The sequence below is a fragment of the Youngiibacter multivorans genome (assembly GCF_017873395.1).
GTDB classification, from domain to species: Bacteria; Bacillota; Clostridia; order Clostridiales; family Clostridiaceae; genus Youngiibacter; species Youngiibacter multivorans.
In genome coordinates, this window is sequence record NZ_JAGGKC010000012.1 from 32,661 (window position 1) to 45,316 (window position 12,656).

The window sequence follows — 12,656 nt, forward strand, 5'->3', positions numbered from 1 at the left end:
TAAGACTCTGCTTATAAACAAGGAAAGGGCCCTTGGGCCCTTTCTTTTCAGTAAATTAATATTTAGTACACAACTTCCTCAAGCATGTCGAGGAGCTCTGCAAACCTTTTTACCGTTGCTTCGAGCGGTGCCTTTGAGGTCATGTCAACGCCTGCAGAGGCCAGGACATCCACCGGATAGCCGCTTCCGCCTGCCTTGAGGAACCCAAGGTACTTTTCAACCGCACCTTCTTTCCCCTCAAGGATCATGTTACAGAATGCGCTTGCGGCAGCATAGCCTGTGGCATACTGGTATACGTAGAAATCGCTGTAGAAATGAGGTATCCTTGACCATTCGCTCTCGATTTCCTTGTCAAGGACAATTCCTTCTCCGAAGTACCTTCTGTTTAGGTCAAGCCATATCCTGTTAAGGTCGTCACCTGTAAGCGGCGTACCGCCAATGAGTGACTCATGGGTAATCTTCTCGAACTCAGCGAACATAAGCTGCCTGAAGACGGTTGTCCTTATCTGCTCAAGCTCCTGGTTAATAAGGTAAAGCTTTCTCTTTTCATCAGTCTCAGTCTTTATCTGGTGGTGAATCAGCAGCTTCTCGTTGGTTGTGGAAGCAACCTCAGCTACGAATATCGTATAGCCTGCGTAAATGTATGGCTGCGTCTTCCTTGAATAATACGAGTGTATTGAGTGCCCCATCTCATGTACCAGTGTCGAAACATCCCTCAGGTCGTCATGGTAGTTGAGTAGTATGTACGGCATGGTATCGAAGCAGCCTGATGAATAGGCTCCGCTCCTCTTTCCCTTGTTCTCATATATGTCTATCCATCCGCCTTCTATACCTTCCTTGAATATGGAAAGGTACTCCTCTCCAAGCGGCTTCAGCCCTTCAAGGGACATTGCCACCCCTTCCTCGAAGGAAATCTTCTTTTCAGGGATGTCGATGACAGGTACATACAGGTCATACATGTGGATCTCATCAAGTCCAAGAAGCTTCTTCTTTATGTCCACATACCTGTGGAGCTCCTTAAGGCCTTCATTTATTGTGCCTATGCTGTTGTGGAACACAGCCTCAGGTATGTTGTTCGGTGAAAGCGCCCTTTCTACCGGTGAAGAATATTTTCTAAGCTTTGAGTCGATGTTGAACACCTTCATGCTTGAAGTCAGTGTCTGTGCAAGTGTGTTCTTGTACTTTCCATATGTGGTGAAAAGCTCCAGGAATGAGTTCTTCCTAAGTACTCTGTCCTTGGACTGTATGAAGTTCCTGTATTTCTCTTCTGTAAGCTGGTGCTCGCTGCCTTCAGAATCCTTCACATTTCCAAATGTCAGGTCGGCATTGGAGAACATGTTGTATATCTTCTCAGGTGCGCTGAGTGAATCTCCGAGACTGGCAAGGAGCTCCTCCCTTTCTTTTGAAAGCACGTGAGGCTTGTCCTTGGCGATGGACTCTATGTGGAACCTGTAAAGCTCAAGGTCAGGGTCTGTGAGGTATTCATTCAGCCTCTCATCCGGAAGCGCAAGTATTTCAGGGACGAACCATGAGGTAAGTGCCATAAGCTCTGAATAATACTCGGATACTTTGGCAAGCAGAACCTGCTGTTCTCCGTTCGTCGTATCCTCATCCGATTTCATGTGTGCGTATGAGTAGAGCTTCTCAAGCCTTCTTCCATAGGTCTCATAGTCCTTCAGGTATCCAAGAAGGGCTTCCTTGTCGCCCAGTCTGTCCTTGTAGCTTGATAGGACTCCCGCTTCTGCCTTTACTGCCTTCAGCTCTTCCTCAAAATCCGCATTCGATTCGAATATTAGATCGAGTCTCCATTTGTGCCTGTCGTCCACTTCGTTTCTTGATGGTATCTTATCCAAATTTCAGACCTCCCTGTGTTGTTGATGTTGTTAATACTTGTATATAACCAATTATCCTTATTATATCAATATAGGGAGGGGAATACAATTCCCCTCCCCATAAGCCCCAAAAGAGGCTTGCTTTCCTATTCCATGCTCTTCAGTATCTTGTCGTAGTTTTCCTTCATTGTCTGAAGAAGGTCTCCTTCACTCTCAAGCGGATTTAGAGTCTCTGTAGATGCTCCTACTTCCCTGGCAAGAGTCTCTGATACCTTCGGTGAAGCCTGCTCCTCCAGGAATATGGTCTTTATGCTGTTCTCCTTGGCAAAGCTTATCAGCTCCTCCAGCTTCTTCGGAGTCGGCTCACCCTCCTGGAAAGGTCCCTCTACTGACATCTGCTCAAGGCCAAGCTCCCTGCACATGTAGCCGAATGCTGCATGCCCCGTTACGAATGCCTTCCCCTGATATGATGCGAACTTTGGAATATATTCGCCCTTAAGCTCCAGTACATCATTCCTGAAGGCTTCCAGGTTCTGCCTGAAGTACTCCGCATTTTCAGGACTTGCAGCGCTTAGGGCCTTCTCTGCGTTCTCTGCCATGGTGACCATTCCGTCAAGGCTTAGCCATACATGAGGGTCGTACTCTCCGTGGTCTTCTTCACCATCAGAATGATCAGCATCATCAAGCGCTATCAGGTCCATTCCTGATGAGAGCTCTGCAGTTACAAGATCCTTCGCTCCAGTTGTCTCCTTGGCCTTATCAGACCAGGGCTCCATGCCGAGTCCGCTTATGAAGAGGATCTTGGATTTGGAGAGAGTCTCCATATCTCTTATTGTAGGCTCGAAGTCGTGTGCTTCGCTTCCCGCAGGTACCATCCTCGATACCTCTACCTTGTCTCCGCCTATGATTGTCACTATCTGGTTTACAGGATTGATTGATGTGGATACTGTAAGCTTTCCGCTTTCAACACCCTTATCTCCGGCACACGCTGTAAATATCGCCATTGCAGCTAAAGCAGCTGCAGCTATCTTAAACTTTCTTTTCAAAACTAACCTCCATGAGTTGCAAATGATTCGCATCAATGAATATAATATAAGCATGGATGCCTGTTGTCAAGTTCAAGGCATACAAATCTTTATAACCATATCCGGAGGATTTCATGATAGAAGCAAAGGGACTCTCCTTCTCTTACTCAGGAGAAGAGCCATATCTCATACAAGACCTTGACCTTAAGATTCCTGTAGGAAGACTCACATCAATCATAGGTGAGAACGGGTCCGCAAAGTCCACGTTCGTGAAGCTTGCGCTAGGACTTTTGAAGCCGACTAAAGGAACAATAGAAATCAGCACCGACAGGATCGGTTATGTTCCCCAGCGGATGGAGAGCTTCAATTCTCAGTTTCCCATAACAGTTGAAGAGGTATACCGCATCCATCTGCATGCTCTTGGCCAGAAGGACAGGTCAGGGATAGACAAAGCCCTGGATGACGTATCAATGCTTGAGAAGAAGCACTCTCTCATCGGCGACCTTTCAGGCGGACAGCAGCAGAGGGTATTCATAGGAAGGGCACTCCTCGGAAATCCTGAAGTCATCATACTTGATGAGCCATCCACTGGCATGGACATAAGGAGCCAGAAGGAGGTCAGGGAGATACTTAAGAAGCTCAGGGACCGAGGTGTAACCATAGTTGCAGTCGAGCACAACATCTCAGCAGCCATCCACAACTCTGACTTCATACTGAGGATGGGTGAACATAAGGGTGCCATCTACGACATTGCAACATTCAAGAGGAACATACAGCATGAGGACGTTGACAACATGCTGTTCTTCAGCAAGGAGGTGCTCTGATGCTTTCACTCCCATTCATGCAGAACGCCCTTGCGGCAGGCTTCCTTATCGCCCTGCTTTGCCCTATAATCGGAATATTCCTGGTGCTCAGGCGATTTTCGATGATTGGCGACACACTTGCACACTCATCCTTTGCAGGAGTAGCAATCGGCCTGGTCATTGGCATCCACCCGACAATAACCTCTGTAATATTCACAACTCTCGCTGCCGTCATGATCGAATACATGCGTGATTCGTTCAAGAGGTATTCCGAGATTCTCATGTCTGTTGTAATGACACTGAGCGTCGGTATAGCCATAATACTTGTTTCAAGCGGAAGCGCAAACGCAAGCATCACCCAGTATCTCTTCGGAAGCATACTGACAGTGACGAGTGAGGACCTTATCCTGGTCCTTGCGGTTACAATTGCCTCAAGCCTTCTTGTGGCGAGATTCTACAATGAGCTCATATACTCCACCTTCGACGAGGATGGTGCAAAGGTTTCAGGAATAAGGGTCAAGACAGTAAACTACATATTTGCTCTGCTCATGGGAGCCTCGATATCAGCATCCATAAGGATAACAGGAATACTCGTAATATCTTCACTTATCGTACTCCCGGTTGCATCAGCCATGCAGTTCCGTAAAGGGTTCACAAGGACCCTGGCAATTGCAGTTATTGTCAGCGTAATAGATGTCATAGCAGGTCTCGTCCTCTCGTACTATCTTGACAGCGCACCAGGCGGAGCAATTGCCATTATGAGCGTAGCCACCATGGTAATTTCACTTGTCATGAATCCGATGAGCAAATAACTTAAAAAAATCTTATAGAAATATGGTACTCGAAAAAAATGCACTAAATAAATCAACCCATTCCGATTGCTATAAATAATAGCTATCGAAATGGGTTGATTTATTTCTAAAAAACTATTAATTTAGAATGCTCATCTTATCAGAGAACTCACCTACCACTTCGCAGCATGGTCCTCTATGCTTCCGTATAGCGATTCAATCTCAATCTTCTTGCCTGCCGCGTCAGTCACGTAGCCTGAATAAGTACCCATCATCTGATGCACCTCAGACATGAGGAAGAGCACCTTGGTCTTTGCCACCCGTTCGTATGCCGGAGTGAACACAAGGTCCACTGAATCGGAATCCTTTGTCTTTATCGCCCATGGCTTCATCCTGTCTGCCATGTCAAAGGCAAAGTCCATTGTCTCTCTGATTTTGGTCAGCTTGCCGTTTACCACAATGCCGTTCTCGGTCATGCCTGTGCCGTCGGTCCAGGTACCTCCAAGGTTGATTCCCACTGTGTTTCCATTCGTATCACCTGACGCCGTCGCCCACTGCCACTTTGAGTCATAGGGCCACTTGCCTCTTCCGAAATCAAGTGTTGCGAATGAGTTTTCCTTCTTCAGGATATACTTCCTGTCCCCAACCTTGATATGGCCCTCCACTCTCAGGCAGTTCTGCTTAGAGGTGAACTGGTATCTCCATCTGGTCCAGGGAATTACCACATTAAGTGTCTCATGCTCGTCTGGAGCTGTTATATTCAGCTCAACATCCAGCACCTGTCCCCCGAAATTCATGCATTTGACGTCTATCTTTGTGTATGTCCTCATCCTGTAGAATGCCACAAGGTTGTCATCATCATAATACTCAACAGTCTCATTGACATTATCAGGCATGCTGCAGCCCTTGCCGAAAGGCTTGGATATGGTCTTCTCAGTGAACTTCTGGCTTTCCCTGTCAAGGAAATATGTGAATACCATTCCGATATAGTCCAGGTTTGATACTGTCGCGGAAAAGAGGACCTCGGGGCTTACTATGCACCAGTAGTTCCATTTCTTCTTCCGAAGCCATGAACCGGTTACGGCGCTCCTGATATGCGGCTCCCTTGCCCAGCCTATGGCCTTGGGATTAAGGCTTCCGTTTTTCCTCGTCAGGTCTACCTGCTTCTTGATTTCCCTTTCTATTGAAGGTCTTGGTCTTACCATGTGCAACACTCCTTTGCCTAAAGACTAAGAAAACACACAATTCCAAGAAAAAACACCCCGATGCGGTAATTGGCTTGTACCTGCAAGTCGTGGGTGGCAATCTCATTTTCTTCTTCTTTTGTTGAGGTTCCTGTCTGTGATGGTCGCCAGGGCAATCATCGCCAAAAATACAGGAAGGTTGATTCCAAAGTTTTCCCGTGAAAAGTTGAAAATGTTGCCTAGCTTTATTTCAAGGTCAAATATCATCGCTGCAGTTGATAACAGGAATACAAAGGTTATCAGTCCAAACAGCACCCTGTTGTTCTTTACGATTCCGATCATCTGTTTTCCCTTCCCTTTGCCATACATTCTCTGCAGATGCCCTTGAGTTCAAGCCTGTGTTCCGTAAGATGAAATCCGGTCTCCTTCGAAACCAGCTCCTCAATCTGCTTCATGGGACATTCCAGGTCCAGTAGCCTGTGGCAGCTGGAGCACTCCAGTGTATGGATATGGCTCCCCTTCTTCAGGCTGTAGTTGTACTTCTTTTCTCCAAGGTCATATTTCGATACGAGACCCTTTTCCTCGAAAAGCTCAAGGGTCCTATAGACCGTGCTGAGGTTCACAAAGAGTCCAAGGTCGCTGCACATAGAATATATCCCTTCAGCGTCCACTCCCTTTTCAAGACCGAGCAGTATGTCATATATTGCCACGCGTGGCTTTGTAACTTTAATCGAGTGGGCTCTAAGGATCTTTTCTGAATCCATATCTGTCTTCCTTTGCCTGTGTTTCTTAACTGTATTATAGCCCACCATAATGGTTTTATCCAGCGGGCAATGATTATGCTGGTGAAATCCGAAAGGGATGAGCATATAATTAAGGGGATTGATGGATGAAATAGAAAAAGAAACAATATAAGGAAGGAGCCTTATGGATAATAAGTTTTCGATAGAAACATACGAGAGCCTGCTTCTTAAGACCGCCAGCGACCTGGTAAGGATAGAGAGCATAAACCCTCCAGGAAACGAGGAAAATGCCAGCACCTATCTTCTCGATTTCTTCAAGGCATACTCCATTGAAGCAGAAACCTATATGGTTGAAGGAAACAGAAGAAATGTTGTTGCACATATTCCGGGTAAGGACAGCTCGAGGTCAATTGCCTTCACCGGCCATATGGACGTGGTGCCTGTAAGTCCTAAAGAAGCTCTAAGGTGGACATCACCCCCATTCTCAGGCGAGCTTTCAGGAGGCTTCCTCCACGGGAGAGGCTCGTCCGACATGAAGGGCGGCCTTGCGTCAGCGATGGTATCAATGGCATCAATTAAGGAAAGCGGAATCACACCGCCCAGGGACATATACATGATTGCTACTGTTGACGAGGAAGATGGCATGAAGGGTTCGAAGTCGCTGCTTGACGAGAAGTTCCTTGATAGGGCGGAGCTCATCATTGTCTGCGAGCCTACAGGCCTCATGGTCTGTACAGCCGGAAAAGGCAGGACCTACGGGACCATTTCAATCCAGGGCGGCACAGGCCACGGCTCCCAGGGCAAGGGTCAGAATGCCATTGACCTTGCCAGGAAGCTCATGAACCTAATGGTTGAAGAGGATTTTGCAGGATATGAGGACACCGAATATGGAAGCTCCTTCTGGCAGCCCCTTTCAATCCAGGCAGGCGTGGAGCCCTGTGTGGTTCCAGATGAACTTCAGCTTAAGATTGATGCAAGGCTTGTGCCTTACCATGACCCTGATGACATTTGGAGAAGACTTGATAGCATCATCGAAAGGCTTAAGCTTAAAAATCCAAGCTATGAGGTGTCCTATGATGTAATAGACATGAGGGAAGGCTGGATAGTCCCTGAAGGTTCAGAAAACCTTCAGTTGGTAAAGAATGTCTACCTCGAGGCAGGTATTCAATTCAATACAACCTTCTTCGCAGGGACCACCGACGGCTCGATCTTCAGGAGAAGAGGCATAGAATGCCTGATACTCGGACCTGGGAACCTGTCACTCGTCCATATGGAAAACGAGAAGGTTAAGATAAGTGAGCTTTTAAAGAGCATGAAGATTTATACGATAATGATGCTTTCTGAATAATCTTAAAGGACATGCCGGAATTATCCTGCATGTCCTTACATCTCTAATATTGTTTTTTACAGCCTGAACTTCGTGATCTCTTCGCAGTAGCTGCAGATGTACTTTGCAGCACCGTTCTTCTCGAAGAACTTGAATTTCGGTACGGCATAGGAGTCCGAGTTTGAAATGCATCTTGGATTGTCGCAGCTGAAGAGGCCTGTGACCTCGTCAGGGATTACCGCCGTGTACTTCTCGACAATCTTTGAATCCTTGACTACATTTACTGTTATGTTCTGGTCTATGAGTCCAAGTATGTCAAGGTTGATGTCAAATACATCAGCAAGCTTTATGATGTCCTTCTTGCCCAGCTTCTTGCTCTCAACGTTGATTAGGAGTACGACCGGAGTCTCTATGTCCTCAGCGAGGATCCTGTTGAATACCCTGATTCCGTTTCCAGCGCTTATATGGTCTATGACTATTCCATTGTCTATGCCTTTAACCTCTAGCATATGGTCCCACCTCCAGGAGTTTGCATATCAGGGCCATCCTGATATATACGCCAAGCTTTGCCTGTTCGAAGTAGAGCGCTCTCGGGTCCGTATCCACTTCATTAGATATCTCGTTTACCCTTGGCAGCGGATGAAGGATGATCATGTCGCTCTTCGCAGTCCTTATCTTGTCCTTGTCCAGTATGTATGAGTTCTTGAGCCTTATGTAGTCAGACTCGTTGAAGAACCTTTCCTTCTGGATCCTTGTCATATATAGGATGTCAAGGTCTTCCACAACATCCTCGATGTATCGCATCTCGATGAGCTTCACTCCCTGCTTCTCAAGCTGTGCCTTCAGCGATGAAGGAAGCGTCAGCTCTTCAGGGGATATCAGGTAAAATTCCTTGTTCCCGAACCTTGCAAGCGTCCTTATAAGGCTGTGCACTGTCCTGCCATATTTGAGGTCGCCGCAGAATCCGATCTTCATGCCGTCAAGCTTGCCCTTGTACTTCTTTATGGTTATAAGGTCAGTGAGAGTCTGTGTCGGGTGCTGATGGCCACCGTCTCCACCGTTGATTATCGGGACTTCGCTGAAGTGGGTCGCAAGCAGCGGTGCGCCTTCCTTAGGATGTCTCATGACTATAATGTCCGAATATCCGCTTACCACCTTGATGGTGTCAGCAAGTGACTCTCCCTTGGATGTGGAGCTTGTCGAAGCATCGCTGAAGCCGAGGACCTGTCCTCCAAGCTTCATCATTGCACTGTCAAAGCTAAGCTTGGTCCTTGTGCTTGGCTCAAAGAACAGCGATGCCATTATCTTTCCCTGGCATGCGCCAGCATAAGGCTTTGGGTCAGCATTCATGCTGAGCCCTTTATCGATGAGATCCTCGATCTCCTCAAGGGTGAAGTTTTCAGGTTCTACCATGTGCCTGATATTTGTCATAGGTTCTGCCTCCTTCTTGTTATCGCAGTAACATTTTAAAGGATCAAAAAAGCCTTCTTCGCAAGCAAAGAAGGCTACCACAATCACATTTGTGCAGTTTTCGCCTTCCAAACCTCTCGTGTTCAGTTAAAGGCCTATTTAATTCGATTAATACTAACATGCGGGAAAAATACAGTCAACTGCTTTTTATCCGGAAAAATCATTTTCCTTATCCACTGCTTACGTTCAACTTTCTGTAACCTCCACTCCCTTCCAGAATGCTATCCTGTCCTTTACCATCAGAGCTTCAGTCTTTGGTTCAGGATAATACCATGCCGCATCCTGGTTTTTCTTTCCGCCTGCGACAATCGTATAGTAGCTTGCAATTCCCTTCCATGGGCATGTGGTGTGCTTGTCAGAAGCCTCGAGCAGTGAAAGGTCAACATCCTCTTTTGGAAAATAATGGTTGCCCTCAACTACTACGGTCCTGTCGCTTTTAGCTATCTCTATACCGTTCCATTTTGCTGTTATCATCTTAAATACCTCCATTTAATATCGCGGACTGTGTCAGTCCACTTCCGATTATCCTGCATGTTACCACGAAGCCGTAAACATGAAGTGAACATTCTGCTAATATTCCATGGAACATCAAGAGAGAATGCCTACCCTGGGTATTTATGAAGGGCCTCGATATCAGCTTCCGGCAGATTATTTTGGTATGCTAAATATTTTTGTTGTTAACTAAAAGTTTTTTTGTTTTTCTATTGATTTGTAACCCTGTTATGGTATCATAAGTTTGAGACATCGATTACATGGACAACATTATTTGATAAATACCAAACTGCCTGCCGTATTTCTGGTGCTTCACTAAATCGGAGATAATCAAAAGAAGCATCCGCATTCTACAAAATGGAGGAAAAGAAACGATGGATTTCGAAAAGATCAAAGTAGCGGCTGAAGCCTACAAGCCAGCCATGAGCAAATTCCTTAGGGACCTGGTGGCAATACCTGGTGAAAGTGCAGAAGAGGAAGGCGTCATCAAGAGAATTGAAGCTGAGATGAAGGCTCTGGATTTCGACAGGATCGAGATCGACCCGATGGGAAACATCCTTGGATACATGGGGACAGGAAAAGCACTCATAGGCTTCGATGCCCATATCGACACAGTTGGAATAGGAAACAGGGCTAACTGGAACTTTGATCCATACGAAGGCTACGAGTCTGACACTGAAATCGGCGGACGCGGAACCTCAGACCAGCTCGGCGGAATAGTATCATCTGTCTACGGAGCAAAGATCATGAAGGACCTTGGACTCCTCTCAGACAAGTACACCGCTCTCGTTGTCGGTTCAGTGCAGGAAGAGGATTGCGACGGGCTCTGCTGGCAGTACATCATAAGGGAAGGAAACATAAGGCCTGAGTTCGTAGTTTCTACAGAGCCTACTGACGGAGGAATCTACAGGGGACAGAGAGGACGTATGGAGATAAGGGTCGACGTGCAGGGAATCTCCTGCCACGGTTCAGCACCTGAAAGAGGAGACAACGCCATATACAAGATGGCTGAGATACTCACTAACATCCGTGACCTCAACGAGAACGATGCTGCTGACGACAAGGAGATCAAGGGCCTTGTGAAGATGCTTGATGAGAAGTTCAATCCACAGTACAAGGAAGCTAACTTCCTTGGAAGAGGAACCGTAACCACTTCCCAGATTTTCTTCACATCCCCGAGCCGATGCGCAGTTGCGGATTCCTGCTCAATATCCCTTGACAGGAGAATGACTTCAGGCGAAACGTGGGAAAGCTGCCTTGACGAAATAAGGTCACTCCCGGCTGTAAAGAAGTACAATGCTACAGTGAGCATGTACGATTATGACAGGCCGAGCTATACAGGTCTCGTATACCCTATCGAGTGCTACTTCCCTACCTGGGTAATACCAGAAGACCATGATGTCACTAAGGCCATGGAAGAGGCATACAACGGTCTCTACGGAACAACCAGGAGCGGAGCTTCAAACTGCGACGCTATGAGAAAGGCAAGACCACTCACTGACAAGTGGACCTTCTCAACCAACGGAGTTGCCATCATGGGAAGAAACGGAATACCAGTCATAGGCTTCGGACCTGGAGCAGAAGCTCAGGCTCATGCCCCAAATGAAATGACCTGGAAGGAAGACCTTGTGAAGTGTGCGGCTGTATATGCTGCTCTTCCGACCATATACTGCAAATAGTCATTAGAATGTTGCACACCCTGCCGGCTGCCCTTACCTTAAAGCTCCGGCAGGCTATAAAATAAATTTTAGCGCTAAGGAAGCGCAAAAGGAGCATATTGATGAAAACTCTAAATGATTATATCGAAAAGCTGAACAGCCTCAACTTCAAGGAAATGTACAACGACGACTTCTTCCTTACCTGGGACAAGTCGGATGACTCCATCGAAGCCCTCTTCACAGTTGCAGACGCCCTGAGGTTCATGAGGGAGAACAACATCTCCACAAAGGTATTCGAGTCAGGACTTGGAATATCCATATTCAGGGACAACTCCACAAGGACCAGGTTCTCCTTCGCGTCAGCCTGCAACCTTCTTGGACTTGAGGTCCAGGACCTTGATGAAGGAAAGTCACAGATAGCTCATGGCGAGACAGTCAGAGAGACAGCAAACATGATCTCCTTCATGGCTGACGTCATCGGAATAAGGGACGACATGTACATTGGCAAGGGCCACACATACATGCAGGAAGTATCACAGTCGGTACAGGACGGAAACAAGGACGGAGTCCTCGAGCAGAGGCCTACACTTGTCAACCTTCAGTGCGACATAGACCATCCTACACAGTCAATGGCTGACATGCTCCACATCATCCATGAGTTCGGCGGAGTAGAGAACCTCAAGGGCAAGAAGATCGCCATGTCATGGGCATACTCGCCATCCTACGGAAAGCCGCTATCAGTTCCACAGGGAATCGTCGGTCTCATGACCAGATTCGGTATGGACGTAGTGCTTGCTCATCCGGAAGGCTACGAGATAATGTCAGAGGTTGAGGAAGTTGCAAAGGCAAACGCTGCAAAGACAGGCGGATCCTTCACAAAGACCAATAACATGGCTGAAGCATTCAAGGATGCTGACATAGTATACCCTAAGAGCTGGGCTCCTTTCATAGCAATGGAGAAGAGAACTGACCTATATGCGAACAATGACTTCGACGGAATAAAGGCACTTGAGAAGGAACTCCTCAAGCAGAACGCAGAACATAAGGACTGGGAATGTACAGAGGAGCTCATGAAGCTCACAAAGGACGGAAAGGCACTCTACATGCACTGCCTGCCAGCTGACATATCAGGCGTCAGCTGCAAGGAAGGCGAGGTTGCCGCTACAGTATTTGACAGGTACAGGACTCCTCTTTACAAGGAAGCAAGCTACAAGCCATATATCATAGCAGCTATGATATTCCTTGCAAAGTTCGAGAATCCGCAGGCGACACTTCTTGCTCTTGAAAAAGAAGCAAAGGCCAGAAAGCACGAGTAATCCTCGGGAGGATAC

Annotated in this window: 13 protein-coding genes; 5 read left to right on the top strand and 8 right to left on the bottom strand. The window is 47.0% G+C overall.

Annotation, left to right across the window (positions count from 1 at the left end; all coding sequences use genetic code 11):
• Positions 1 to 62: 62 nt before the first annotated feature.
• Both pepF and J2Z34_RS08380 read right to left on the bottom strand, forming a co-directional pair.
• On the bottom strand, positions 63 to 1,853 hold the full coding sequence (gene pepF / locus J2Z34_RS08375; RefSeq protein ID WP_209459411.1) for an oligoendopeptidase F: 1,791 nt from the start codon (positions 1,851 to 1,853) through the stop codon (positions 63 to 65).
• Between the two features lie 125 nt (positions 1,854 to 1,978).
• Positions 1,979 to 2,878 (bottom strand): metal ABC transporter solute-binding protein, Zn/Mn family, encoded by a 900-nt coding sequence (locus J2Z34_RS08380; RefSeq protein ID WP_209459412.1) that lies wholly within the window; start codon positions 2,876 to 2,878, stop codon positions 1,979 to 1,981.
• A 113-nt stretch (positions 2,879 to 2,991) separates the two neighbouring features.
• On the opposite strand from J2Z34_RS08380, the gene J2Z34_RS08385 reads away from it, so the two are divergent.
• Both J2Z34_RS08385 and J2Z34_RS08390 read left to right on the top strand, forming a co-directional pair.
• Positions 2,992 to 3,681 (top strand): metal ABC transporter ATP-binding protein, encoded by a 690-nt coding sequence (locus J2Z34_RS08385; protein ID WP_209459413.1) that lies wholly within the window; start codon positions 2,992 to 2,994, stop codon positions 3,679 to 3,681.
• On the top strand, positions 3,681 to 4,472 hold the full coding sequence (locus J2Z34_RS08390) for a metal ABC transporter permease (protein ID WP_209459414.1): 792 nt from the start codon (positions 3,681 to 3,683) through the stop codon (positions 4,470 to 4,472). Before J2Z34_RS08385 ends, J2Z34_RS08390 begins: the two co-directional genes overlap by 1 nt.
• 152 nt (positions 4,473 to 4,624) lie before the next feature.
• Here J2Z34_RS08390 and J2Z34_RS08395 read toward each other — a convergent pair whose 3' ends face one another.
• From J2Z34_RS08395 to J2Z34_RS08405, 3 genes are all read right to left on the bottom strand, one after another.
• Positions 4,625 to 5,656 (bottom strand): DUF2804 domain-containing protein, encoded by a 1,032-nt coding sequence (locus J2Z34_RS08395; protein WP_209459415.1) that lies wholly within the window; start codon positions 5,654 to 5,656, stop codon positions 4,625 to 4,627.
• Positions 5,657 to 5,758: 102 nt separating this feature from the next.
• Entirely contained in the window at positions 5,759 to 5,977 is a 219-nt protein-coding gene (locus tag J2Z34_RS08400; protein WP_209459416.1) for a hypothetical protein, read from the bottom strand.
• The gene (locus J2Z34_RS08405) at positions 5,974 to 6,399 is read right to left on the bottom strand and encodes a Fur family transcriptional regulator (protein WP_209459417.1); all 426 of its coding nucleotides are present in this window, start codon (positions 6,397 to 6,399) and stop codon (positions 5,974 to 5,976) included. The genes J2Z34_RS08400 and J2Z34_RS08405 overlap by 4 nt, the downstream gene beginning before the upstream one ends.
• 163 nt (positions 6,400 to 6,562) lie before the next feature.
• On the opposite strand from J2Z34_RS08405, the gene J2Z34_RS08410 reads away from it, so the two are divergent.
• The gene (locus J2Z34_RS08410; protein WP_209459418.1) at positions 6,563 to 7,726 is read left to right on the top strand and encodes a M20 family metallopeptidase; all 1,164 of its coding nucleotides are present in this window, start codon (positions 6,563 to 6,565) and stop codon (positions 7,724 to 7,726) included.
• Between the two features lie 56 nt (positions 7,727 to 7,782).
• Here J2Z34_RS08410 and J2Z34_RS08415 read toward each other — a convergent pair whose 3' ends face one another.
• The 3 genes from J2Z34_RS08415 to J2Z34_RS08425 all read right to left on the bottom strand — a co-directional run bounded on the left by J2Z34_RS08415 (position 7,783) and on the right by J2Z34_RS08425 (position 9,649).
• The gene (locus J2Z34_RS08415) at positions 7,783 to 8,214 is read right to left on the bottom strand and encodes an aspartate carbamoyltransferase regulatory subunit (RefSeq protein ID WP_209459419.1); all 432 of its coding nucleotides are present in this window, start codon (positions 8,212 to 8,214) and stop codon (positions 7,783 to 7,785) included.
• Complete coding sequence (gene pyrB, locus J2Z34_RS08420) at positions 8,201 to 9,136, bottom strand: aspartate carbamoyltransferase (protein ID WP_209459420.1); 936 nt, start codon at positions 9,134 to 9,136, stop codon at positions 8,201 to 8,203. Before pyrB ends, J2Z34_RS08415 begins: the two co-directional genes overlap by 14 nt.
• Positions 9,137 to 9,361: 225 nt before the next feature.
• Positions 9,362 to 9,649 (bottom strand): DUF427 domain-containing protein, encoded by a 288-nt coding sequence (locus J2Z34_RS08425; RefSeq protein WP_209459421.1) that lies wholly within the window; start codon positions 9,647 to 9,649, stop codon positions 9,362 to 9,364.
• 392 nt (positions 9,650 to 10,041) lie between these two features.
• Between J2Z34_RS08425 and J2Z34_RS08430 the strand changes: the two genes are divergently transcribed.
• Together J2Z34_RS08430 and ygeW are read left to right on the top strand one after the other, a co-directional pair.
• The gene (locus tag J2Z34_RS08430; RefSeq protein WP_209459422.1) at positions 10,042 to 11,346 is read left to right on the top strand and encodes a YgeY family selenium metabolism-linked hydrolase; all 1,305 of its coding nucleotides are present in this window, start codon (positions 10,042 to 10,044) and stop codon (positions 11,344 to 11,346) included.
• Positions 11,347 to 11,447: 101 nt separating this feature from the next.
• Positions 11,448 to 12,641 carry a knotted carbamoyltransferase YgeW gene (gene ygeW / locus J2Z34_RS08435; RefSeq protein ID WP_209459423.1) on the top strand — a complete coding sequence of 398 codons (1,194 nt, stop codon included), beginning with the start codon at positions 11,448 to 11,450 and terminating at the stop codon, positions 12,639 to 12,641.
• Positions 12,642 to 12,656 lie beyond the last annotated feature (15 nt).